This window comes from Dysgonomonas sp. UBA7630, from assembly GCF_002483985.1.
In the GTDB taxonomy this organism is placed as follows: Bacteria; Bacteroidota; Bacteroidia; order Bacteroidales; family Dysgonomonadaceae; genus Dysgonomonas.
The window spans coordinates 17,335-40,766 of the sequence record NZ_DLIY01000016.1 but is presented as its reverse complement, the minus strand read 5'-3'; the positions used below and the strand labels follow the sequence as shown (position 1 = coordinate 40,766).

Here is a 23,432-nt window from a genome sequence, read left to right as displayed (position 1 = left end):
AATAGATCAATTCCGAACGGTTGACCGAATGCTTGACCGAAAGTATATGCGAGTATAATCCATAGACAATAATTAGTTATTTTGTCGAAAGTGCGCCTTACAGCTCTCGATCGCTTTACTATCTCATTACGATATTTAGCGGCTGATATGCCAAACTTTAAATCTGCCATTGTCAAAAGAAAAGCCAATGATAAAAGCCATTTAGCCCAAATAAAGAAATCGAGCAATCCAATAAGGAAACCATCAGTATAGTTGTTATCCATAGCCTTATCCCTCTATTGGTTGTACTTCTTTTTCGATCTCACCGACAATTGCTTTGAACTGTTCAGCATGGGCAATATAATCCTCACTATCCCTGAGAAATAAATTTACCTGTCCGTTTTCCTTCCGAATATTACCGACCTCATTTGGTACAGAGTTCACTTCTTGTCGAATCGAGCATGAAATCAAGGATATCACTCCGTTAACAATCGTATATACAACACGATATTCATAACCTCCTACGGTCAAAGTTGACTCTTTTGTTACTGATGCACTTATTAGTTTAAGCATAATGATATAAATTTGATATTTTATATAAAATATACCGGATTGGGATAATTTCTTGAAGTGATCTTACGAAATAAATTATATAGAAGACATAAAAAAATTGTTGGCTGAAATAGAGAATAATAAAAGTTAATTCCTATTTTCATATAATAATCTTAAAATTTATGATATGAAGAAATTTTTACTGCTTTTATCCCTAGTCCTTATTGTGATAGGATGTTCCAACAATAAGAAACAGGCAATTGATCCAGAATATGAAGAATTAGCTAAAAACGATAACATCAACAATCTTGGTATTTGGAAAATAGGTGATTATGTTGATGAATTTGGCGAAAAAATGGGAATTAAATATATTTACGCATCAGCTCAAGGCTATTTCAGTAATTCAGCCACAACAAATTCTCCATTAGATATCACAATAACTGTAAGCCCATATTCAGTCGATTTAAAGCTTTATGAATATTCAGGCAATCATCCTGTAAAAGGGGAAGGATATATGAATTTTTCTATTAAGGACTCCAAAGGATTGGTTCATTATATAGAGACGTATAATGATGAAAATGGAAATAATACTGTAAAAGACTTGAATTATAAATCTGACAGTATAATGAGGGATGTCTTACGAAAAGGGGGAGAGATTAAATTTTACGGTGTTGCCGATAGATACGGATCTAAGAGTGAATATACATTTACATTGAATAATGCAGATTTTCTCGAAAAAGCATTGAATCAGATTGGACAAACATTGGAAAGAGAAGAGTAAACGAGGTTACGCCATATTCCATAACAAACAAAAGGCAATTTCACGAAAAAAATGATAGTTATATATTTTAGAATATATCCTATTTCCTTTTTATAATAATTGTTACATTTGTTAAAAAATTAATTCCTATCTAATTATGAATAAACTATTACTTATTTTATTTTGTTTGCCTTTACTTATCGCTTGTGGCGATAGTGGCAATGATCCCGTACCCGTGTCGAAAGAAAGAACCATTACGTACAAGTTCAACACGAATAGTGCACCTACAGGCACAAACAACCTGATCGGTGTTCAGATTTATAAAGGAGTAAAGGCAGGTAGCTTAATCCAATATAGCCCCTATGCATACGGACTTTTCGATGATTTCAGTAAGATCAAACTCGAACTACCTAAAGATGCCGAATATAAGATTGTATCGTCTGTAGTTGTAGATGGTAAAACAAAAGTCGGAAAAGACGGAAACGGGTATCTCAAGCCTTTTGCACTTGGAGGTACAGCAGGCGTTCAGTTGACAAATACGTTCACGTTGGACGATACTAGAGCTATGACGTTGCTTAATCAAAGCACCACTACGCTATCTAGCTCTAATAAAAAAACTACAAAAGAAAATTATGAGGCTGACCCGAATGAATACAAGATACCTAATCTCGATCGTTATTATGGAGAGGTTAAAGAATACAATGGCAGTAACTCCGACAATCCTGTAATAGACATGCAACGATGTGTTTTTGGTGTTAAGTTAAGCCTTGACGATGTGTCTAATATAGATGAAGGGCTACATGTTTCCTTCTTTATATACGTATATGGTGCTCCTGATACATTGAAGGTCTCTAATACCGATGAAGTGAAACAGGTAGAAAGGGTTTATACATTGATGGACGAATCTGACCAGATATCTTTCAGAACTAAATCATGGTGGATTGTCAATGATGGACAACCTTTTGTCGCGTCAGATGGAGGTGTTTCAGATGCTTATAAATCAGCCTTAATGGAGATAAAGAGCTACCCCTATTTTAAAGATGGGAGTCAACGATGGGGTGAAAAAATAAATTGGCGTTATTGGTATTATGAACCGGAACCTGCTAGTTAATATATTAAATAAAAGCTACCAATATACGGTAGCTTTTATTTTTATATGCTCATCCAAGAAGCTCCCCCATTTGTTGACTTCTGGAGTCCGCTACTCGTTAATCTTAACATATATTGATCCATTCGCATATATATGCCATCTGTAGTTATGTGCATATACTTATTACTGCTCATAGCCGTAAGTGATCCATTTAATCCCATCTCTGTAAATTGACTTAGCGGTATTACCTGTATTACAACATTTGAATTCATTGTAAAAGATGCAGTACCCGTAAAGTAGGCATCCGTTATAGCCATCATCTCAATCTCTATTCGCCAATTGCCCGCAACTACACCATTCAGCCTGGCAGACTCAAATACAGTTCCTCCGAAGTCTCTCGGCGATGCTTCAATTGATGCGATCTCGTATGACGCATACGTTGTTGTATTCCGAAGCCTGATTACTGTTCTGGCATATACGGTTGTAGGACTACCGATTGTATTTATAGTCGCCGATATGCTGATTGCAGGAATAACCAGATCATATACTTTTCCGGCTGCAAGAGTAAATGTACGCCCATACCATACATTTGTCTCATTTTGTATTGATCTACTGGCGGCCGCACCGCCTGTATTTACAGGCTCCGTTGTTTCATATCCTCCTATATTTGCGATAGAGGTTATGTCTGTCGGCTTTATGGTAACACGTGTATTCCCTCCAGCATCAGCAACTGTTATCTGGTTGTTTCCCGATACCCTCAACGCACCTTCAATATTAGCATTCTTTGATGTAAAATCGCCGTTAGGATCTACCTTAAACTTTCCATTACCCACATTTAGTTGTCCGGCTTCTATAGCGTCTGCAATCGTATCTCCTTTCAGTTCTATGGTTTTAGAAGATAACGTTATTTTATTGGCAGCAATACTCAAAGAACTTGCAACCTCAGCCAAAGTAGTCTTCCCGTCTATTTGCGATTGGGTGTCTTCGGGGGCTTCCGTCCAAGCAGTAGCTTTATTTCCTTCCTCTAATTTCATACCACATATAAGCAGCTTTACTCCGGCAGGTAATCCCGCACTTAACTCAAGCCTCAATCCACTTGTATCACTCTTATTTAATCTTACGGGAACCGATAGACGAGTCCATATGTTCGGTAAAGCTGATATGGCTGATATCAATATTGCATTAGGTAGGCCGTAAGCCCAGAGACTACCACTAACAGAAGATGCGCTGCCATCTATTTTCAGATAAAAACTAAGCATATAATCAGTATCAGCCAAAAGACTTGTATCTGTTAGCTTATATGCGTATGCAGACCATGCAGTAGAAGTTGAGTAAATACGACATCCATTATAGATATCTGTTAATAACGATACCGTTCCTTTTGTTTGCCAATATGATGTATCGTAATTAGCACTTCTTTTTAAAAAGTTACGTCCGCCTACCTGTATTTGCGAAACAGCAAGAGTTATTTTATCAGGTGTCTGATCTATCAAAGATTTAAGGGTTTCTCCTGTCCCCAAACCGTTAATGCCTGTTTTGGTAACCAATGACGATATAGAGTCGTTTGTCTGAGTTACATACGATCCTGATACATTGAAATTGATCTGTACCCACGTTGTGCCGTTCCAACGATACTCAAACCGACAAACATTTTTCGATGAATCCATGTTCACAACGCCTGTTGTATCTGTATAAGTCACCTTCTGCCAGATGTCCCCTACCGAGAATCCCCCACTCGGAGCTGTAGGTTGTGCATCTTGATAGTATGTGCGAGTTTTACTGTCAGCAGTCGTTTGGGCGTTGTTAACTTGAGTTACAACACTCGATATCTGCCCCGCCTGTTGTGTAATACTGCTTTCTGTTGCAGATACCCTGCCGCCTAAAGTATTAAAATCAGTCTGGCTTACCTTAGATGATATCTGAGTATCCAACACCTGCATTTGCGCATTATACTCTGAATAGGCAACTTTACTCAATAATCCTGCATTGGCTGTATCGGCAGCGGATTGAGCCGTAGTTATTCTAGCCTGCACATCTTCGGGAGCTTCCGTCCAATCGGTTCTTTTATTACCTGTTTCCAATTTTATCCACTCAAATTCCCATGAGTCGGTTGCAGCCTGGTTACCTACCAGATAAATCCCCACATTCCTATTACTGGTTTGAGCCGGAACGGTCTTTACAGCAGAATAAAGGCCATCGCTTATCTTTGCAATCTGACCGCCATAATACAATCCACCATTAAACCAAATGCCGAATAGTTTATCCCCCGGGATGTTTCCCTTGATAGTAACTGTCAGCACTTCGCCCACGATGAAGTCTCTACTGGAAATGAATGTGCCTATGTTGTACGCGCTCCCGGCCTTTGCTGTCTTGCTATTCAATAACAGATTCCGGCCTCCCACCTGGATTGCACTTACCTTATCTGTTGCGTCAGTTGCAGCTGTAGAGATAGCTGCATTTTGTGCATTCGTGATAGCTGTCGTCACGTTTGTCCCCGATGACTGGATAGTGAAGTCTCCTGTAAATTTGTTCCCTGATGGAGAAATAACAGTTACCTCTTTGCCTGTCAGGTTATACGAGTTTATACCTGCATATTGCTTGAAGCTCGGAGCGTCCGAACCGTAAGCAGATAAGATGATAGCCGATCGCCTTGCGCTATTTGTACGGTTACCGAACTGGATTATTTCGTCGTTAACTGCCGGGACTCCTGCACCGTCCTTATCTGTCTTTGAGATATTAATATAATCCGTGCCTACCGATGTTACCCGTGCCCAATAGTACTTTATATTAGCACCGTTGAACTTCCGGCATATCACCTGATCGTCAACGGCGAACTGGTTAGCAATAGTTCCGTTTGAAGTATCAAAAGAGCATTTCCAGTACGATCCCCCATCTGTCACAGCATTACAATACATATTCGCAAGAGAGAGTAATATCTGGCCGCCCACACTTTTAATTTCTGCAATAGTAAGTGTATTGATAATCATTTCCCGCCTTACCATCAGATTGTCAAATTCAGCGTATGATTGTCCGTTGGCTGCTAACCATGTACGGAATCCATTACCGAACTGACCCGATGTAAATGTTTCATTTCCGAACTGATCTGAGATAGCTTCGTTCGCTTTTATTTTCTTCTGAAAAAGGACATCGCCTTGTACGGTCCCGCCTGCTTGTTTATTCAGGTAGCGGGCATCTGATGCTTTAGCAGAATAAGCATTAAAGTCGCTTGCAGGTGTATTATCGAATTGAGTTATAAGATAAACACCGTTCTTACCTGTAGCCTGATAGGTAACACCTGCAATTTGTAGCTCTTTTATCGAGTTATCGACACTTTTAGCCCATGAAGCAGCAGCATTATCCCCTACTGTATAAGTAGCCTGATATTTATTTAAAAGACGTTTTTCATACCCTTGTATGCGTGATGATCGAAAACCGCCGTCAAATTGGTCGTGTATGAGCTTTATCTTTTGTCCTATCTCCAGATCCATCTCATTATCGGCGAAATGCTGTATCATGGTAGGACACTCAAATACCGATTTATCCTTCAACATATCTTGCTGCCATTCTACAGCAGTATCATATAACTCCTGTTCTCCAGCCGGTATATACTGATCGGAAACGAGCTGTATGTTGAATCCGTAAAGGATATATGTATCTCCGTTTTGAGGCTTTAGGGTGTCGTTAGGTAAGGCTTTGCCGTAATCTTCATTGCGCACTATTTCAAATAGTTGAGAATCGGGATCTGTTTCAGGTTTACCAAGGGGATTGAATTTAACGGCAAAATCCAAACCATTAAGAGTCGTGCCGCTTTGAATGGCGATACGAAGCTCAACACCCGGCATTAAATATTCTTCCTTGAATTGCAGGCCTGTATCTTTATACCTGTAAGCATTCCATTTCGTAACTACTCCGGTGTCTGTATCCGTATCGGTATATTCTACTGTCGTAATAGAAGACATCGTTCCTATCCTTTTCGGGTAGACCTTTTCAAAAATAACGACAGCCGATTTTATCTCTTCAGGTGACATGTTTGGCTTTGCATCAATAAACTTGCCTTTGGATGCAGGAATACGAAGCCTTTTTTGATAGATGGCGTCCACAGCCTCTCCCGGTGTTGTCTCTCTATAATTTGCCGGGATATTACGTGTAGAACCAAAAGCAAGGATACGTGTATATTTTTCTGAGTTTTCTCCTTCCGAACGTTCCATCTTTTCGACCGACACTTCGCTCTCAAAATCGATCTCCGAGCCGTATGATAATTTCTTTACCAAATGGAATGTTGTGCCCGTCAGATGCCATTCTCCCCCGTATTCCTCTGCTATCTGTGTGGCTGCATCCCAGATCGACACTTTATCGAATCGAAGGTATTTTAATTCCATGAATTCGATAGTACCTACATTGAAAGTGTTAACTCCAAAATAACGATTAGCATTATCGGCCAGCAACTGAAAGTGAGTAGCTGCATTACTCATCAAAGACCACTCCGCCTCTTCAAGGTTTTGATTCATATAATAGAACGTATCGTCCTGTAACAAAGTCGTCCAGTGATCGAAACGAAGCGTATATTTGTAATTACATTTATTTACCTCATCGGGTATATAATCTTCCTTGATAATATACTTTTCACCTTCCCAGATAATATAATCCGAACGAACGAACTTAAAGAAAATATCTAACGCAAAAGATAGCTCGATATAATGCTCGCTCATTAGGGCGTTTTTCTCGATGTCTGTATCTTTGAGGGCATACCGTGCCTTTACAACTTGGTTCTTATCACGAATTGGAATAATGAATTCCTCTACGGCTGTTTCTTCGTCAAACCCAATAATTATATCTTCATAGAAAATAGCTAAGGCCTCTATACCTTCATTGTTCAAATCATCGTGAATATTCCACAAACCTTTCGGCTTGTTCAATAACGTACTTTGCTTATTGGTCTTTAGATATATCCCCGATGATACAGGCAATGTGTACATAAGCTTATCGGCGGCACGTGTGGCGGTCGTTGTGGTTGTAGGAATATAAGAGGTAACCTCCTGTGTCTCCAACTGTATATTGGCAGCAAATAACCCTTTGGAATTGCTATACATGTGTAGAATTGAACTCGTACTACCTAAAGGCATCGTTTTTGAATATCTTTTCCAGTCGGTAGTTATGGAGATTATTGGATTTGGAGTTTCAGCCGGAGGATAATCAGTCAATGATAAGTTATAAGAAGAATCTCCTTTCAAGTAAAAAGACCATTGATATTGACTTGTTGGCGAAAGCCCCGATATTTGATTAAGTCTCGGATAATTACCCTTGTAATATATTGCCTGATTCATTTTTGTATCAGGAAGAATCGAAGAAGTTGAACGATCGCCTTCGTAAATACACCTAATTACCCCTGAGGCTACATAATTACCATTTCCACTGTAAGGGATCAGATTTGCACTTTCCTTTTCTACAAGCAACTTAACATCGTCCGTATAGTTCCCGTAGTCTATACGTGGGATGTTGTTACCTGCAAGCTTCATATTCTTATCCTTGTCGAATAGTGTAGCGGATGAAGCACGAGAGAAGTTGAAGGGAACCAGATCCCCTGTTATATTATCCATTGCATATACAACACCCTCCTTTGCGGCGATAGGCAATAATATGACCTTTGCCCCTGTCTGAACATCAATAGGGAGATTTTGATACAGGTTCAACAACAAAACTTCATCTATCGTAATACCGATTAACGAAAGGTTATATCTGTAGTTTTCTAATTTAGTTATCATAGGGATATACGGTCTTTGGGGTTGGGTTCATTGAATTTTACTGCAAACTTTCCGATATAGTCAAAGAAACTCAGATCCTGATAGCTTAGTGCATCAAGCTTATATATCTTTTTCAAAGAAGGGACTTTCATGGTTACCATACCGGAATCAAGCTCATCAACAAAAGCTTCATATTTTTGTAGATATTCGTCTCTATTTGATGCAGCGATACAGAAGTAAAGAATAGCATCTCGATCGGATTTTCTTGGAGTACGTCTGAATACCTGCTTACCATGTTGACTACGCGCATTATTCGAAGCGTATTCTTTATTTGATGCAGGTAATAGTAAAGCGTTATCACTACCTTCTTCCAGGTATGCCCCCCATGTAGCAAAAGCATCTTTGTCGTTAATATATAATTGACCTATCATACTACTTTGTAATTAATCCTTTTGTATTCTTCTTTATCTCTTGTAAAATATCTTTTATTTCATATAGCTCATTATTGCTGTCTCGAATTTCTTCCCATAGAAACCTCGATTCAACCAAGACATTCCGTATAGCCATAAACTCTTCCTTATAGCCTCTAATCAGCTGGTTGCTTTCAGTGGATAGAAGTACTAACTGAAAAGTATTTTGTTGAATAAGAAGATCGACTTCATGAATGCCGGTTAGCCTGCCGTCAATAGCTCCCGCCTGATCCTGTGTTATTGACTCATAACTACCACGAGATGAGTCTTGCGAATAACTACCGGATTGCCACCCTTGCAGATCTTTTAATTTATTCCTTTCCGCAAGTGAGTCATTCACTATACTATTCCATTCATTTTGCAGGCGGTCATATTCACTCTTATCTATATTCCCATCTCGGTTAGCTTCTGCAAATGAGTTATACCAATCTTCCAGTCTTTTGGCGTATGTCTTTTCCAACATAGCCTTTAGGATAGCTTTTTGCAAATACCCCGAAAAATTATCGGCAAAATCTTTTGCGTCGCTATCCATATCTAGCAGGGTATTCAAGAAAGAATCTTGCAGGCTATCGAACGATACGCCTGTGAGCACTTCTTTTGCCTGTGATATGACTTCTTTTGCATTATCCCCGTATGTGATTAGCTGCTCAAGATAACCTCTAAAATCGCCATCCATGACAGACCAAAACCCGGAGTAGTTTTCTTTAATCCATTGCAATTGGTCGGCAGTCATATTGAGCATATCCGACATTCCATTAAACTTGACATCCCCCAAGCCAGCATCTTTAATGCCTTTTGTGACATCAGGGGCTACATCCTGCCAGTTTTTTCCATCAAACTTATACGAGCCCTTCCACATCCGATACCAGAGGGAGTGACTTCCCGCGCTTTTGCCTGCATCAAGTCTGGCTTGAGCTAGTTTTTTGACGGCATCTGCTTGTTTATTAATAAGGTCTAATGCCTCTTTTTCGGTACGGACAACCTCGTCGGCTACCGACTCCGAGAGGTATTTCTTCTTCTTGTCTATCAGTTCATCCCAGATATTGAGTAGATTCTCATACTTCGACTTAAGTTTGTCATAAGCTGAGTAATCGGCTGTTCCTAGAATACCTGATATAGCATTAAAGTAACCTTTTGTTTGCTCAATTGCCCCGGATATTATCTTTGCAGGATTTTTTGTTGCGATTCCTTCGGCCAAATCTCCGGCTCCTTTCAATATCGACTCAAAACCATCAAGTGCTTTATTAGTGTCATCAGATAGTTTTACACCAAAATCGCCTAATGCATCCCGCAGAGAGGAGGCAATTTCGGCAGCAGAGTTTGCGAGCTCGGCAAACTTCTCTGTTTTTGTCTTTGAAAGTTCTTTGTTGAATAACGCAAGTTGTATTTTAGCATCTCTTAGTTCATTGGCAATATCTACATTATTGGGATCATTAGTTAATCTTTTTTCAATAGTTTCAATAAGCTCTTCCTGATCTGATATCTGTTGCTGTATTGAAGCTTTTCTTCTATCTGATTCAAATGCGTATCGATCATTAACAAGCTCCATAACTTTTTGATTATAGCTTGCATCTGATTCTAACTGACGCTGATATGCTTGTAAACGAGCAGCTGTGATTTCCCTATCCTCATTCCCATTAATCAACTTAATATCTTCTGCATTCTTTTCTGCTTCTTTCCTACGCTCTTTGTAATGCTTACGTATAGAGTATATTTGTTGATCTAATTGAGAGGCGAACGTCAAGCTTTCTTCATCAGAAAAAACCTTTTGTTCTTTTGCTAAATCTTCATTTCCTTTTTGCCAAGCTTTAAAGATAACATCCCATAAGTTGTTTGCTTGAGCTTCTACATCTGATGGTTTTAATCCTGAAGGAAGTAACTTCTCTAAATCTGTTTCACTATATGAAGTAAAATTGAATCCCTTATCATTCCCATTCTTTTTTACATAGATAGTCTTTGCTGCCTCTTGTTGATCCTTTGCCTTTTTCTGTCGAAACTCTTCGATAGAGACAAGCTCTTTTGCCATATTCAACTGATTTTGCCGATAACGCTTATCGAAACTGTCTTGCTCGATATCTAAAAGCTTTTGTTCGTAATCAAGTTGTTGTTTAACGGACTGGGTGTCTAGTTCAGCTTGAAGATTAAGCAATTTAAGCGAGGCTTCTCGGGATGAGGCTAAAGCCGAATCTTGGCTCTTGAAATTTGTCTTATCCCATTGTTGAAGCATTCTAGCTGCAGCATCTCTTTTTGCTTTTGCTGCTGAGAACTCAGGCGTTTTTGGCTTATAGTCTTCATCCATTAACCTTTGTTGTTCATCACGGATTGTTTCCCAATATTTTTTTGAACCTTCAATGATTTCTTCTGTTAGTTTCCCTCCAGATCCTTTCAGTTTTTTTCTTGACTCTTCATCATAACCAAACGCTTTTTCAAACCAAGCTTGCGATTCTTTATTCAGTTTTTCCGCTTCGCCTTTATCTCTATTCGACGCCAGTTTTGCATAATAATCCTCGCCTAAATTTTCAACATATTTACCTGATGAAATGGTTTGTGCAAAAGCATCAAATCTATTAAGTAATGATTCTGCTCCATCTGAGATAGCCTCAGTAAACGACCTGTTGGTTGCTCTTTTTTCAGCATCAGCCATAGCTTTTAAATATTCTTTATATTTTTCAGTAGCTAGCTCCATCGCTGCTACTGATTTAGCCCGAAGCATCATCGAATCCCTAAAAGTGTCTGCATTTTTCACGAATAGACTCTCGGCATCTTTTACATCATTTATTTTTACACCGAAAGTATTATATGCATCTATGTTTTCTCGAACAAGTTTTTCCTTTTGTTTTAAGTCGTCTTTTGCAGCGATCCATTGTAATCTGAGTTTTTCATATTCTATTCTTTGAGAAGCTACGCTATTAGCAACAGATTCGTTAAATTTTTTGGTCGTCGTCGCTGCTTTTTCCTGATCAGAGGAGTATTTATTTATTAAATATATTACTCCTGTAATAGCAACTGATAACCCCAATGTCAATGTTCCCATTAAGGCTTTAGCTGCAACGTTGGATATTCCGAATGTGGAAGCAAGCCATGTGTTAGCAGATGATAATAATTGCGTAGCCTTTGTTACCGTATTTACCCGAAATGAGGATGTTGCATGAAGAGTATTACTTACTTGCTGTAATCCGATAGTAATCGACATTGCAGCTTGTAATTTAGTTTGTATGGCTGCCAATCTATCATTATCTTTTACAAATAATGAGATAACACCTTGTCCGGCTGAAAAGGCTCCTGATAATCCTGTGATTCCTTGCACTAATCCTTCTAATTGAGCATTACCTTTCGTGGTGAGATCTTTTTGTTCTTGCTGCACTATACGATATGAAGTTCCAAGTTCTGAAAGTTTTCTCTTCAATTCTTCATATCGTGCTAAGTTTTCGGGTTCAACAATTCCATCTGTCCCCCTTAAAGTACGCATCTCTTCTGATAGCTGCCTGATCTGTTGTAGTGTTGTAAGTTGCTTGGTTGCCGCTTTCTCTTGTTTTTTTACTCTTTTATCCTCTTCCTTAGTCAAATTTGAATACTCCTGTTCCAGCTCTTTTAGACCTTGCTTTTCTCCTTCGAGTGCAGTTCTTATTTCTTGAAAAAGTTTAGAAGCTTTTTTTCTTTCTGCAATAATAGTGGAATCGGACGTTGATATATTTACAGTGTCGAATACCTCTTTTGCGGCTGCATATTGCTTTTCAAGCTCTGCAACAATTTGTTTTTGTAGTTCTAATTGTTGTTTGATTGCTTCTAAACTTGTAGAATTTGCGTCAAATTGAAATATACCAGAAGTCGCCTTTCCTGACTTCTCTATTTCTTCAATTATGGACTGTACGGATTTACCTGTTCTATTTAATTCTTCAATAAATGCTTTGGATGAATCTGTGCTATTTTCAAAAGTATTTTCGATCTTTTGGCCCGCACGTTGCATTTTTTCACTAACGTCTTCTGTCCTTTTGCCTATATCATCAATTATTTTTTCGGCCTCTGCTGCACCTTGTTTTAAACCTGAGTTATCAATACCGGTGGCCATATACAAAGCTCCTTCTCTATTTATTATGCCCATATCTTCTTTATATTTAAAATATAAGAGAACAAAGAAAAGCCCTAATCCTTATGGGATCAGGGCTGAAAAGAATTTGGAGCTTCCTCTATTACTAATTCTCAGAAATGTATTTCCACTTAAATCCTCCACTTGTTTTCCTAACTCCGCGGCAGACCTGTGAAATCTTGCTATTGTTTATACCATTCTCTCTTGCTGCTTCAGATGCACTATTATAAATCTCTATTACTTCTTCTGTGCATATGTCAATCTTAGCGACTCTCTTTCCGTTCGATAGACCAATCTTTATCCTTGTTTCTTGAGAGACAAAATGTCCTAGCATTTTCACTCTCCTTTTTTCAATAGTATCTATTGTCGGTGATTTCCCAAACATTGGGTTTTTGTCTCCAATTTTCCCCTCCGAAAGAATTCTTCTTGTAGCTTCTGATCTTTTTTGGCCCTGTAATGAAATACTACGTAGCAATCTTGTCTTCAAGCTTTGAACTGTTCCTATTTTGGCAGCTCTCAATTTTTCTCTCTGTTCTAATGACATGGGCTGGCCTTTATTCCAAGGTATGTTACCAGTTAATGATTTAGATATTTTCTTCCGAGTCTTTTTGTCGACAAATTTTTGTGTCTCTCCTAAAACATAACAAGCTTTTGCCTGACCCTTTTTTTTAAGTTTAAGGCCTATCTTTTTTTCAAAGTCATAAGCATCATTTTCTCTTTCAAAATATTTTATGATTTTAAAATCACATTCATATTTATTCCGAATATTTTTAAAATAATTATTTCGATCTTTCATGCTCATTACTCGATTGTTCGAACCTTTACCCACATAAAATATTTCATTCGTATTAGTAATATACCAGATATATACATAATACTTCTTAACAATATTACCGCTTTTAGTCATTTTATGAAATTAGCATTAATATACATACCTTCATCCATTTTTCATCTGAATTTTCAAAAGACTGTCGTTTTTGATATTTTTTTGTATTAAAGTTTTAATGAATAAATTCTGTTACTTACATCTAAAAATTGGGGGTAGAAATAAAAGAGTAATAAATTTATTCCTAATTTCGTATGATAACTTAATTTTTATATTATGGAAAATATTAATGTGTTTTTGACAGTAATTCTCTTAGTGTTTGGGGTACTTCAAATAATTCTATTCTTTAAAATCTGGGGTATGACTAATAATACTATGGAACTAAATCAAAAGATCATCCCCCAGGAAAAATACGATGCAATAAAAGAAGCTAAAATAATGTACTACAAGGGTGATTTTGATAAAGCTAAAGACATCCTAGATACTGCTTTTTATCAAAGACTAATTGAATTGTCAGAAAACGAATATCTATTTGACTCTAAATATCCAAAATTAGAAGCTAAGCTTCGACCAATTTATGAAACAATGGGTATAGATTCTCCCGATTTTGAAAAATACAGAAATATAGAAAATGTTTAGTATACAAAAGCAAAATGCAAACTAATAAATGCTAGTTTTTCTCTTAAAATATAAGCGCCGTACTATCTTCACAGACGATACGGCGCTTGAGTACGAAATACTATGAAAAATACCCTACATTTCAAAATTCAACTTAATATATAAAACTAAATACTCTTTACTTTTTTTATTCGTTTCGGCTGGCCTGTGTCGAAGTCTATTACTGTAGTCCATTCTTCACCCTCATTTATTTCTTCCTCTCCATTGATGGTCTTATTACGCTGATTCATCGAAAAGTTATATTCTTTGAGCATGGACATGATCATGCAGTAACTGCTATTTAAGGTTTGTTGATGGGTATATCCGAAAGCTTCGTTTGCCAGTACTAAAAGGGCAAAGCTGCTTTGAGCCATGTTTCCTTGTTTTTTTGAAGGGCTATTATCTCCCTTTCGTCGAGCGGGCTCACAGCTTCCATGGCTGTGATAGTATTCAAAAAAGACGATGTCCCCAGACGGTAGATGATCGCATTAAAGAGGATATATATATCTTCCCATGTACAACTTTCTTTAAGCACTTTCTTAAACCATTCGGGCATGTCACCGTTGTTGTTATGAATGCCTATATAAATGATCTCAAGAATAAGCTTATCGTACCTTTCCATCACTTCGGCTATATCCGTATTAAAATCCTTGCCGATTGCTGCTTTTGCCAATTCAAGATCTTTGCACTCTATCATTGCCAATAGTGGCTTTAAACGAAACCATGTGCTTACGGTAGCAGGGCGAATAACTATATCCTGACCGACTTTGTCAACTTTATCCGACGGCACATTCCTGAATTCAAAAGGAATCTTTATCGATTTATCGACAGCTGCATCGGACTCCCGAAATAACATTTGTTTTACGCTCATTTTTTTTACTTTAAAATATAAAGGGTATCGTAAAACACGACACCCTTTACTTCTCATTTCATTACTTGCTCTTCAATTAACCTTCAGGAGGTGTTACAGGTTTCACTTCCCTTGTGAATGATGTTTTACGAACTCCTGCGGATGTCACAGGTGCTATAATTGTAGCACGTACCAACATCAGGTCGGTTGCTTCTTCTCCCGGAGCTTGAGACAGACGAGCGAAAATAGATGCTTTCGGAATTACATATTCGGTATATTTACCTTCATAATCCGCTGTCTGCATCTTAATACTCTTGGTAATATTAGGAGCATCAATCGGAGCTTCCCATTTATCTCCGGTAACAGTACCTCCCATAAAATCCTTTTGTTCCTGAGCTGTTGGTGAAGGAATGGCAAACTCTACACTTGATATGTCAGTTACCCTGTTAATCAAAGCCCATGGTTCTCTTTGGCCCATTGCTTTAAATTGTACTTGAGAACCGTCTGCGAAATTGAATACGACAGAGCCCTCGTGAATTGTCGGATATTGGGTATATGCTGCAGCAGGAACTCCATCACCGGGAGTACCAGCACCAACATATTTCATATCCACTGCTAAACTTCTTGATTCAGGCATAATTTTATTAATTTAATTCTGTTATTACTTCTATTCGAATATTTGTACAATCGAAGCCTGCTTTGTATTCACCCATAGGTTCCGACCATACGATCTTTGATTTCCAGTACATACCTTTCGGTACAATTATATTCTCTTTTATAGCTTTCTCGATGGCTCTTTTGGTCGATTTCATCAGTGGTATATCAGGCGTTCCATCATCATACTTCTTGCTGAATATATTGACATTGACAACAGGTGCTTTATTGACATAATCCTTTGACTCCATACCGGTAGTACCCACCACAAAGTGATTGTTTTCTTCTCCTGTTATGGAATTACCTTCATAGCCCACAAGGCCAGTGTTGGCACTTTCTGCCGCTGCGAAGATTATATCTATTATATCAAATTCATCTGCCATATTTAAGCTGCTAAGCGGTTAAACAATTATTCAACTTGTTTTTAATTAATTCGAGTACTCCATTGTAAATATCATACAGGTCTTTCTTGTCCTCTTGTCCTTCCCATTCCGAGAAGCTGTTACCCTCGAAAAACTTCCAAGAAAACACTAGCTTTGCTCTCCTTGATAATTGCAGACTATTGAATATACTTCTTACTTGTTGCATTTTTAGCAGTATATCTCCTGATCTGTCCTGTTCCGTATCTTCTTCATCGATCAGATCTAACCGTTGAAAGTCAATATTTGCATCTATCGGTAATGATCTGTATTTATGCTGATAGGGTGAAGTCGGTGACTGAATGTTTAATTTTATCATCTGCAGGACAAAGAAATCAAGTTCCCGGTATTGTCCCTTCTTGCTTTCGTACAATTGCAGGATATAGGATTCATTGGTCCCGCATTTCTCTATAAGCATCGCCAGAACTTCATTCAATACATCGACAGCCTCTTCATTCATCCCATGATGTGAGCAATGGTAGACTGCATAATCGAGCCAACGATCATATCTTTCGGAAATATATTTATTTATTATTTGATTTGCCATCGGCCAATTCCAATTTAAAAGGGTGTATCATCTTCTCTCTGGTTCTCAAAACCTTCATTCGGCTTAATCGGTGAAGGGCCATAATCGATTGACGACTGAGAATCATAATTATCCCATATCTTCTTGTAATTATTGTCATGATGAAAAATGACAGGTTGGTTCCTGGCTCCTTCCCTGTATTTTGATATAATTAGCTTTCCTCTACCTTTCCATGGAATACCTTTACTGTCTTGTACATCCGGATTATAGTAATCAGGCTTATGGATGAATAGAACGATATCTGCATCCTGCTCGATGTCGCCCGATTCCCTCAGGTCTTCAAGTTGTGGTTCCTTTACAGCCGTTCCTTTCATTGGCCTATTCAACTGTGAAAGAAGAATGATAGGGATATCAAGTTCTTTAGCCAGGTTCTTTAATTCTCCTGTGATATATCCTATTTCAATTTGTCTGGACTGGAATTTCAGGTTTGTTCGGATTAATCCCAGATAATCTATTATCATCAGTTTAAGCTTCCCTTGTCGGTATAATCTCCGGGCTTCGGACTTCATGTTGTTTAGATAGCGTATATTATGATGATCGGCTATATTTAATTTCATATTCCATAATTGGCCCGCCTTTTCGTCAATAGCTGTCCATTCTTCCATGCTCATCTGTCCGCTTTTCAGGTGACGGCTGTTGATACGATCGTCCTCAAGCAGATAACGATTCACAAGCTGTGTCCTTTTCATTTCAATGGAGATAAACAAAACATCTTTACCTGCTAAGGCTGCCGCTTTAGCAAACGAAAGAGAATGTTGTGTTTTACCCATACTCGGACGTGCACCCAATATGATCAGATCCGGAGCAGACCATCCTCCTGCAAAAATATCATCAAGTGAACTAAGCCCTGTAGGTATAGCGAGCTGTATACCTTTACCTCTTAATTCTTGCACTTTGGCTGCTGTTTGCAAAGCGTCACTTAATGCTTCATCCATCGGTACCGACTGAAAATTCCCGGAAGAAGAAGTAAGCTCAGTCAGTGACATTTCTAAGCTTTCTATAATCTCTGCGATATCTTCTGTTTCGTCGTAGGCCTTTGCCGATATTTCCGATGCTATCCGGATAATTTCCCTAGATTTTGCCTTCTGCTGTACAATTTGAGCATGATAAACAATATGGGCAGCCGATGCTACTTTTTCTGTTAATTGGGATATATACAGAGGCCCTCCGATCGATTCAAGTTCACCACTTGATTTTAGATATTCGGCCACTGTCAGCATATCGACAGGTTTCCGCTGTGTAGCAAGCTGTAAAATTGCTTTGTAGATAATCTGATGTGCCTCTAAATAGAAATGTTCAGCTTGAAGGATATTCTCCACATCGAAGTATGCTTTTGATTCGATCAGTAACGATCCAAGTATAGCTTCTTCCAGTTCTATTGCCTGAGGTTGAATTTTACCTACTATTTCAGTCGACAACGGCTGGTCCTGCTGCCGGTTGTTGTGTTTTTTCTGTTGCTGTTTTGCCATAAATATTTTCTCTGTTATTCCATGTACCTAACCTGAGAGCTAAGTCCCATGTTGATTGCTTGTCTATTCTCATTCTTGTCTGTTGCTTATTCATTTCCGTCCAATAGTCGAAAAATGCCCGGATCATTTCTTTACCGTATCTGGGTACATAAGGCCTAAGAGAATCATAAAATTCATTTTTACGCTTGAGTGTAGCAGCTCTAGCTGCGTCAAGTTTCTTGATTTGTTCTTTTGCTTTAGCTTCCAATTCAAGACGTTTCAATTCTTCCGCTTTCTTTTTACTCTCGTTAGAGAGTTTTTCTTTATCTATTACTGTAATATTATTTCCTTTACTTTGTGTATTACTGTCGGCAGTAATAGAGTTATTGTTATCATTAACTCCGTTATTGCAAACATTAATTAATAAATAAGGAAATACTTCATTTGTCTTTCTTCTCTTTATAGCTTCAAAATATCTGGTCTGAATTCCGACACTTGTTAGAATCTTATCCGAATCAAACAGAGATTGGTCGTAGAACCCCCACTTGACTAAGCGACTCACAATTTGGTCTATTAATTCAGCACTGACACCGGGCAGGTTTTTAAGGAGCTTCATCTTTAGCATCTCATTCCACTGTAAGAAGTACCCATTACGGTATACCGCACACAGCAGCTTTATTGTCGCTATCTCTCCTTTAATCCCGAATTCGCCCGATATCGCACCTATCTTTTCATCTTCGAAGAAATCAATATCGAAAGGGAAATAATCAAGTCCTTTTTTCAATGGTCTTGCCATAGCTTACTTCATTTCTTTAAGTCGTTTCTGTAGATACTCGATCAGTTCTTCGACCTCTTGTTTATCTAATGATACACAAATTGGATCTTCTCCAGAATCTTCTATCCAAATCTGGAGTAATTGATCTTCATTAAATGGATAAACTTCTAAATTAGTACCTCTGTCACCGTCATTTATCTTCAATATTGTTGCCATATCTGTAATCTTATTTAAAATCTAACTCAGTTTGTTTTCTCTTATCCAGTTCTGTCTGGTATTCTCTCATAGCTTCACGGGTGAATGTCTCATTTTTCATTAATCCGAAAGGAAGAATACCGCATAATCTTGCTTCGCATCGGATAATACCGGATTTAAGCTGCTGCTGTGACATCTCTTTTAGTTCCATTCTTTTTCGGTTTAAGACGTTCTTTAATTTGTCTCATGTTTTTATTCATAAGAGTGAGAATCCGATCATGGTACTCGCTCAGCCCGTTTCGTTGGCCTCGACACTGAACTATTTTCATATTCTTTATATCAATCTCTATAGTTTCAAGTATAGATTCGTTAATGCGTGCCGATAGGATCAGGCAATCAGCTTTTTTGAAGTATTCGTTGGTATAGACACAGTGATGTAAAGTATCACCCTCTTGTTTGAAGTCTTCGATACTTTGTAGAGGAATAATTTGTATAAGGCTATCACTGATATGTATGTCCAAGAATGGCTGAATAAATTTTTGATATTTTACAGCTAAGCCTTCAAGTTCTTTTTTCTTCTTTTCGGGCCTATCTCGTTTTTGTCTTTCGACTAATATCTGATATTCTCTATTTAAGTTCTTGGGATATGAAAAGCCCGCTTCTTGAAATTCTCCGAAATACTTTAAAATACGGATATAGTCTCGCTTCATTTCTTCTATCCTCATTACTTCACGCTTGCGCTTCATATAGATATCATGTTCTTTCTTTAAATCTTTAGGACATACATAATGAGCATTATTTAAATCTTTTTTGAAGTATCGTAAAAGATCAAGGTAATCGAACCATATTTTCACATCTTTGATTTTATACTTATTTCTCAAGCATATTTTAACCGACGGCCAATAATTATAAATTTCATGTTTAAGACTATAATCACAATAGCAACCTAACAAATCATATCGTTTTGCTTTCAATAAAGTTTCAGCCTTTGGGTTCTCTGGTACAATCTTTATTGCTTCCAGAAAAGTAAGCCCTTCTAAATTTTTATTGATACCATACTTTAGATACTCAGTCTTAAATATTGAATCAGGATGATATTTTTGAGGATATATATCATATTTTCGTTCATCTTTTTTATTCTGAATCTCCATATAACCACCCCATGAATCACAATACCAATTGACAGTATGTCTGCGAGCAATAACTTCCCTCTTGCCATTAGATAATATCCAATGTTGCAGTATTTCGGATATATAATACTTTGTAGATACCCCCGATTTATGATAAGATCGCAACTCAAAATTTCGGATCACCTGAAACTCACCATATATCTCGGCAGAAGCAATGTAAGTTCGTTGCTCGGCGGTCCGTTTCCTCGTCTGCTCTACCTTCAACTTAGTATGACAGTGAGGGCAAACGGCGTGCTTGCGGCTTACAAGATCGGGGGAGAATGCCTCCCCACAATCCATACAAATAACTCTTGTCTTGGTAGCGAATCCTTTATGCTCTAATATATCTTTCTTGGCCCAAGAGAGCATTTTGTTTTCAATGTTTGATAAATACTTACTGTTTTCAAGCACCTCAAATTGAAGCTTTGTTTTCGGTTTCATATCTGCACCTCCTTTCTGTCAATCAGTTTATAATCATACACCCACACCCAAGGGTTATTATCCCAAGTATCTTTGCCATCAATGGAATTGATAAGAGCTTTATATGCTTCTTTAGCTGTTAGGTACTTCTTTATTTTTCCTTTATAATTTCCTTTTGAGTGAAATAAACCATTGTAATAGAAAGAAGATGTTTCACCAAACCAGATCCCCTCTTTGATACAATCTTCATTAGATATATCCTGTAATCTTTCAGCACGAACAGCAGTGATTTTGATAAAATGGCGTGCGGCTGATGCAGGCATAAAGAGTTTATTTTTCCATTGCCATTTAGGCATAACACAACCTTCGAGAAAGAATGTAGGCTCATACCTATATTCAATTTGTTTTGATTCAAGGATGAAGTATGGTTCTTTCAGATATAGAATTTCACCAACATTGTAGCGAGGTTTAAGAGTTACCTTTAAATTATCTATTCCGCCAACCTTATGATATATTCCAAAGAATCCATTAGCAAAAGGCTTAATTATTTCATTTTCCAAAGGTTGATTTACAATAATCCTTCTTGTCTCAGTCTTTGTCTTTTTGACCGTCTTGTCATGCAACGGCTCTATAAAGCATATTCCCTTCATAATCAAAACAAGCTATATTGTCCAACATCTGATTTCTTAGCAGGCTTGAGCTTCAATTTAGGAACCTCAGGTTTCTTAACCTCTGTTTTGGTAGCAGAAGTTTTTACCTCAGATCGAGTGTTTGAAGATTTTTCGACTTTGATATCGTCCTCGTCGTAATAGTGTACCGCCCACCCGAAAACCTCTTCATGGGATATGACAGCACAACCGCCACTTTGCATTTTTTTTGCTCTGTCGGTTATATAGCTGCAACAGTCTTTGATATTCTTGTTTTCCTTTGCATACGTTACGGCAAAAAGAGAATCCTCTTGGGCTCGCTTGTCTAAGTATGCTTTGATTGTATCTTGAAATGAATTATTATTTGTTGTCATCATTATTGTTGTTTTTGTTGTATAGATCATAGCCGTTTTCCCATAGATTATCACTCCGAAAATGAAAGAACTCTTCAATAGGGCATGAATAGCCTTCTTCTGTAATAATTTCATTATTCTTTATAGATATCCATTCGTCAGGAGAAAAGAAGCGATGAGACACTTTTTTGCCATCTTGCATCGCTTTTAATGCTTCTTGCTTTGTCATGACTTCTTATCAAATTCGGTCATAATCTTCCATAACTTTTTGTAGAACTTCTCATCAGGAACTTTCCCCTCGATTGATTCACCAAGGGCTACGAAGAATGCACTACAAGGCTTCATATTATTAAAGTCGATAGCAAACTTTGCGATCGCTTTTGCTTGAGTAGTATCGAGTTCATCCAATCCGGATAAATCACGTTGATTCGATTCCAATATTTCGAGAGCTTTTTCAAGTCCTTGCTTGGCTCCGGCATTCTCTTCCTTTTTGATATTATCGAGTTTCAGAATGAGCTTTATCCTTCTTATTAAATCGGGCTTCGTCATAGCTTAGTTGTTTAGCATCATTGGCATTAATAAATATGTCAGCTTATCCTCTGATTCTTCATCAACAGGTGTAATAAGTGAAGCCCGGCTTGGGTCTGAAAACGACATTTGAAGATCAGATGAAGGAATAGCAGAGATCAGTTCTGTAAGAAAGTGACCTTTGAATCCTATCGCCATTGCTGTTCCTGTATATCCACAAGCAACGGTTTCATCAGCAGCTGTAGAAAAGTCGATATCTTGAGCTGATAGTTTGATCAGATCTTTCGATAGTTCGAGTTTAACCAAACTACTGGCTTGATTAGCAAATACAGATACCCGCTTGATGGCTCCGTTAAGGTCTGCTTTACCAATAGATAATATTTTATCATTATTCTGCGGGAGAACAGAACGATAATTAGGATAGTTACCTTCTTGTAAGGTCGCAATTATACTCTCCGATCCATATTCTAGTCGGACTGAATTATTATTGACGAATATGTTTATTAATTCATCGGTTGGCTTGATTAAGCCTTTTAAAATGGTTGCGATTTTAAGAGGAAGGGCAAAGCTTATTTTCTCTGTCATTGATTCGTCCCGAAGTTCCAACAAAGCAAGCTTATGACCGTCAGAAGCTACAAAGCTGATTTGTCCTTCTACAATATCCAGATAGACAGAGGTCATTATCGGACGAAGATCATCAGTAGATGCACAGAAGATCGTTTTCTCTATTCCGTTTAATAAGATCTTAGAAGGTATTGAAATTTTAGTTGCATTGGTAACATCTTTTTCTTTGGGAAATTCTTGAGGTGATAGCCCTGCGAGTTCAAACTTACCGCCTTTGTACTTGACAGTGACAGCTAACTTTTCATCAATGGCAATTGTGATAGGCTGTTCCGGTAATGTCTTTAGGGCCTCAATCAATAACTTTGGTTCAACACAGATGGAAACATCGTTGTCGATTAATATTCCTTCGATTGATGTATTTATTCGGCCGCTATGATCGGCTGCCGAAATCTTAACCTTTCCTTCTCGGATATCCAAGAGGATATTATCCATGATAGGAAGTGTGTTCTTTGGTGAGATAATTTTACTTACCGACTGTAGCCGGCTTAATAATTCTGATTTTGAAAATGTAATTGTTGTCATAGTGCCTTTTGATTTTGAAGGCTACCTGACAAAGTGTTGTAGAGGTTTTTAAAAGAAAGTATGAGGTAGGTATATAAACA

23 protein-coding genes and 1 pseudogene are annotated in these 23,432 nt (G+C 37.9%); 3 read left to right on the top strand and 21 right to left on the bottom strand.

What is annotated here, in order from left to right; all coding sequences use genetic code 11:
• A pseudogene (locus tag B3P17_RS06210) lies at window positions 1–263 on the bottom strand (hypothetical protein); the annotation flags it as partial.
• A 4-nt stretch (window positions 264–267) separates the two neighbouring features.
• Window positions 268–552, bottom strand: coding sequence for a hypothetical protein (locus tag B3P17_RS06205; RefSeq protein WP_291104421.1), 285 nt, complete (start codon window positions 550–552; stop codon window positions 268–270).
• Window positions 553–718: 166 nt separating this feature from the next.
• On the opposite strand from B3P17_RS06205, the gene B3P17_RS06200 reads away from it, so the two are divergent.
• Entirely contained in the window at window positions 719–1,312 is a 594-nt protein-coding gene (locus B3P17_RS06200) for a hypothetical protein (protein ID WP_252639445.1), read from the top strand.
• A gap of 136 nt (window positions 1,313–1,448) precedes the next feature.
• Entirely contained in the window at window positions 1,449–2,402 is a 954-nt protein-coding gene (locus B3P17_RS06195) for a hypothetical protein (protein ID WP_291104417.1), read from the top strand.
• Between the two features lie 41 nt (window positions 2,403–2,443).
• On the opposite strand, the gene B3P17_RS06190 is transcribed toward B3P17_RS06195, so the two are convergent.
• The 4 genes from B3P17_RS06190 to B3P17_RS06175 all read right to left on the bottom strand — a co-directional run bounded on the left by B3P17_RS06190 (window position 2,444) and on the right by B3P17_RS06175 (window position 13,475).
• Window positions 2,444–8,143, bottom strand: coding sequence for a phage head spike fiber domain-containing protein (locus B3P17_RS06190; protein ID WP_291104414.1), 5,700 nt, complete (start codon window positions 8,141–8,143; stop codon window positions 2,444–2,446).
• Entirely contained in the window at window positions 8,140–8,553 is a 414-nt protein-coding gene (locus tag B3P17_RS06185; RefSeq protein ID WP_291104411.1) for a hypothetical protein, read from the bottom strand. The genes B3P17_RS06190 and B3P17_RS06185 overlap by 4 nt, the downstream gene beginning before the upstream one ends.
• A gap of 1 nt (window position 8,554) precedes the next feature.
• Complete coding sequence (locus B3P17_RS06180) at window positions 8,555–12,694, bottom strand: hypothetical protein (protein ID WP_291104408.1); 4,140 nt, start codon at window positions 12,692–12,694, stop codon at window positions 8,555–8,557.
• 91 nt (window positions 12,695–12,785) lie between these two features.
• Entirely contained in the window at window positions 12,786–13,475 is a 690-nt protein-coding gene (locus B3P17_RS06175) for an NUMOD3 domain-containing DNA-binding protein (RefSeq protein WP_291104405.1), read from the bottom strand.
• A 306-nt stretch (window positions 13,476–13,781) separates the two neighbouring features.
• Here B3P17_RS06175 and B3P17_RS06170 point away from each other — a divergent pair, with 306 nt between their 5' ends.
• Entirely contained in the window at window positions 13,782–14,144 is a 363-nt protein-coding gene (locus B3P17_RS06170) for a hypothetical protein (protein ID WP_291104402.1), read from the top strand.
• Window positions 14,145–14,290: 146 nt separating this feature from the next.
• Here the strand turns inward: B3P17_RS06170 and B3P17_RS06165 are convergent, their stop codons facing one another.
• The 15 genes from B3P17_RS06165 to dnaN all read right to left on the bottom strand — a co-directional run bounded on the left by B3P17_RS06165 (window position 14,291) and on the right by dnaN (window position 23,352).
• Window positions 14,291–14,536, bottom strand: a complete 246-nt coding sequence (locus B3P17_RS06165; RefSeq protein ID WP_291104399.1) for a hypothetical protein — start codon at window positions 14,534–14,536, stop codon at window positions 14,291–14,293.
• Window positions 14,509–15,033 (bottom strand): hypothetical protein, encoded by a 525-nt coding sequence (locus B3P17_RS06160; protein ID WP_291104395.1) that lies wholly within the window; start codon window positions 15,031–15,033, stop codon window positions 14,509–14,511. Before B3P17_RS06160 ends, B3P17_RS06165 begins: the two co-directional genes overlap by 28 nt.
• A 76-nt stretch (window positions 15,034–15,109) precedes the next feature.
• Window positions 15,110–15,649: a hypothetical protein gene (locus B3P17_RS06155; RefSeq protein WP_291104392.1), complete on the bottom strand. Its 540-nt coding sequence runs from the start codon at window positions 15,647–15,649 to the stop codon at window positions 15,110–15,112.
• Window positions 15,650–15,656: 7 nt separating this feature from the next.
• Entirely contained in the window at window positions 15,657–16,049 is a 393-nt protein-coding gene (locus B3P17_RS06150; RefSeq protein WP_291104389.1) for a hypothetical protein, read from the bottom strand.
• A 10-nt stretch (window positions 16,050–16,059) separates the two neighbouring features.
• The gene (locus B3P17_RS06145; RefSeq protein ID WP_291104386.1) at window positions 16,060–16,632 is read right to left on the bottom strand and encodes a hypothetical protein; all 573 of its coding nucleotides are present in this window, start codon (window positions 16,630–16,632) and stop codon (window positions 16,060–16,062) included.
• A gap of 14 nt (window positions 16,633–16,646) precedes the next feature.
• Window positions 16,647–18,140: a replicative DNA helicase gene (gene dnaB, locus B3P17_RS06140; protein ID WP_291104383.1), complete on the bottom strand. Its 1,494-nt coding sequence runs from the start codon at window positions 18,138–18,140 to the stop codon at window positions 16,647–16,649.
• Window positions 18,079–18,915, bottom strand: coding sequence for a DUF4373 domain-containing protein (locus tag B3P17_RS06135; RefSeq protein WP_291104380.1), 837 nt, complete (start codon window positions 18,913–18,915; stop codon window positions 18,079–18,081). The genes dnaB and B3P17_RS06135 overlap by 62 nt, the downstream gene beginning before the upstream one ends.
• Window positions 18,916–18,918: 3 nt before the next feature.
• Entirely contained in the window at window positions 18,919–19,110 is a 192-nt protein-coding gene (locus tag B3P17_RS06130; RefSeq protein ID WP_291104377.1) for a hypothetical protein, read from the bottom strand.
• Between the two features lie 10 nt (window positions 19,111–19,120).
• Window positions 19,121–19,300 carry a hypothetical protein gene (locus B3P17_RS06125; protein WP_252639682.1) on the bottom strand — a complete coding sequence of 60 codons (180 nt, stop codon included), beginning with the start codon at window positions 19,298–19,300 and terminating at the stop codon, window positions 19,121–19,123.
• Complete coding sequence (locus B3P17_RS06120) at window positions 19,266–20,699, bottom strand: PcfJ domain-containing protein (RefSeq protein ID WP_291104372.1); 1,434 nt, start codon at window positions 20,697–20,699, stop codon at window positions 19,266–19,268. The genes B3P17_RS06125 and B3P17_RS06120 overlap by 35 nt, the downstream gene beginning before the upstream one ends.
• A complete protein-coding gene (locus B3P17_RS06115; protein WP_291104369.1) occupies window positions 20,696–21,328 on the bottom strand; it encodes a hypothetical protein in 633 nt (210 codons plus the stop codon). The genes B3P17_RS06120 and B3P17_RS06115 overlap by 4 nt, the downstream gene beginning before the upstream one ends.
• 2 nt (window positions 21,329–21,330) lie before the next feature.
• Window positions 21,331–21,702, bottom strand: a complete 372-nt coding sequence (locus B3P17_RS06110) for a PcfK-like family protein (RefSeq protein ID WP_291104366.1) — start codon at window positions 21,700–21,702, stop codon at window positions 21,331–21,333.
• A complete protein-coding gene (locus tag B3P17_RS06105) occupies window positions 21,686–21,907 on the bottom strand; it encodes a hypothetical protein (protein ID WP_291104363.1) in 222 nt (73 codons plus the stop codon). The genes B3P17_RS06110 and B3P17_RS06105 overlap by 17 nt, the downstream gene beginning before the upstream one ends.
• The gene (locus tag B3P17_RS06100) at window positions 21,904–22,227 is read right to left on the bottom strand and encodes a hypothetical protein (protein ID WP_291104360.1); all 324 of its coding nucleotides are present in this window, start codon (window positions 22,225–22,227) and stop codon (window positions 21,904–21,906) included. Before B3P17_RS06100 ends, B3P17_RS06105 begins: the two co-directional genes overlap by 4 nt.
• A 3-nt stretch (window positions 22,228–22,230) precedes the next feature.
• A complete protein-coding gene (gene dnaN / locus B3P17_RS06095) occupies window positions 22,231–23,352 on the bottom strand; it encodes a DNA polymerase III subunit beta (protein ID WP_291104358.1) in 1,122 nt (373 codons plus the stop codon).
• Window positions 23,353–23,432: the final 80 nt, after the last annotated feature.

Bases quoted from the DNA above. Each gene is read 5' to 3' on its own strand.
- B3P17_RS06205 (WP_291104421.1), bottom strand. From the start codon at position 552: ATGCTTAAACTAATAAGTGCATCAGTAACAAAAGAGTCAACTTTGACC.
- B3P17_RS06200 (WP_252639445.1), top strand. From the start codon at position 719: ATGAAGAAATTTTTACTGCTTTTATCCCTAGTCCTTATTGTGATAGGA.
- B3P17_RS06195 (WP_291104417.1), top strand. From the start codon at position 1,449: ATGAATAAACTATTACTTATTTTATTTTGTTTGCCTTTACTTATCGCT.
- B3P17_RS06190 (WP_291104414.1), bottom strand. From the start codon at position 8,143: ATGATAACTAAATTAGAAAACTACAGATATAACCTTTCGTTAATCGGT.
- B3P17_RS06185 (WP_291104411.1), bottom strand. From the start codon at position 8,553: ATGATAGGTCAATTATATATTAACGACAAAGATGCTTTTGCTACATGG.
- B3P17_RS06180 (WP_291104408.1), bottom strand. From the start codon at position 12,694: ATGGGCATAATAAATAGAGAAGGAGCTTTGTATATGGCCACCGGTATT.
- B3P17_RS06175 (WP_291104405.1), bottom strand. From the start codon at position 13,475: ATGAAAGATCGAAATAATTATTTTAAAAATATTCGGAATAAATATGAA.
- B3P17_RS06170 (WP_291104402.1), top strand. From the start codon at position 13,782: ATGGAAAATATTAATGTGTTTTTGACAGTAATTCTCTTAGTGTTTGGG.
- B3P17_RS06165 (WP_291104399.1), bottom strand. From the start codon at position 14,536: ATGGCTCAAAGCAGCTTTGCCCTTTTAGTACTGGCAAACGAAGCTTTC.
- B3P17_RS06160 (WP_291104395.1), bottom strand. From the start codon at position 15,033: ATGAGCGTAAAACAAATGTTATTTCGGGAGTCCGATGCAGCTGTCGAT.
- B3P17_RS06155 (WP_291104392.1), bottom strand. From the start codon at position 15,649: ATGCCTGAATCAAGAAGTTTAGCAGTGGATATGAAATATGTTGGTGCT.
- B3P17_RS06150 (WP_291104389.1), bottom strand. From the start codon at position 16,049: ATGGCAGATGAATTTGATATAATAGATATAATCTTCGCAGCGGCAGAA.
- B3P17_RS06145 (WP_291104386.1), bottom strand. From the start codon at position 16,632: ATGGCAAATCAAATAATAAATAAATATATTTCCGAAAGATATGATCGT.
- dnaB (WP_291104383.1), bottom strand. From the start codon at position 18,140: ATGGCAAAACAGCAACAGAAAAAACACAACAACCGGCAGCAGGACCAG.
- B3P17_RS06135 (WP_291104380.1), bottom strand. From the start codon at position 18,915: ATGGCAAGACCATTGAAAAAAGGACTTGATTATTTCCCTTTCGATATT.
- B3P17_RS06130 (WP_291104377.1), bottom strand. From the start codon at position 19,110: ATGGCAACAATATTGAAGATAAATGACGGTGACAGAGGTACTAATTTA.
- B3P17_RS06125 (WP_252639682.1), bottom strand. From the start codon at position 19,300: ATGGAACTAAAAGAGATGTCACAGCAGCAGCTTAAATCCGGTATTATC.
- B3P17_RS06120 (WP_291104372.1), bottom strand. From the start codon at position 20,699: ATGAAACCGAAAACAAAGCTTCAATTTGAGGTGCTTGAAAACAGTAAG.
- B3P17_RS06115 (WP_291104369.1), bottom strand. From the start codon at position 21,328: ATGAAGGGAATATGCTTTATAGAGCCGTTGCATGACAAGACGGTCAAA.
- B3P17_RS06110 (WP_291104366.1), bottom strand. From the start codon at position 21,702: ATGATGACAACAAATAATAATTCATTTCAAGATACAATCAAAGCATAC.
- B3P17_RS06105 (WP_291104363.1), bottom strand. From the start codon at position 21,907: ATGACAAAGCAAGAAGCATTAAAAGCGATGCAAGATGGCAAAAAAGTG.
- B3P17_RS06100 (WP_291104360.1), bottom strand. From the start codon at position 22,227: ATGACGAAGCCCGATTTAATAAGAAGGATAAAGCTCATTCTGAAACTC.
- dnaN (WP_291104358.1), bottom strand. From the start codon at position 23,352: ATGACAACAATTACATTTTCAAAATCAGAATTATTAAGCCGGCTACAG.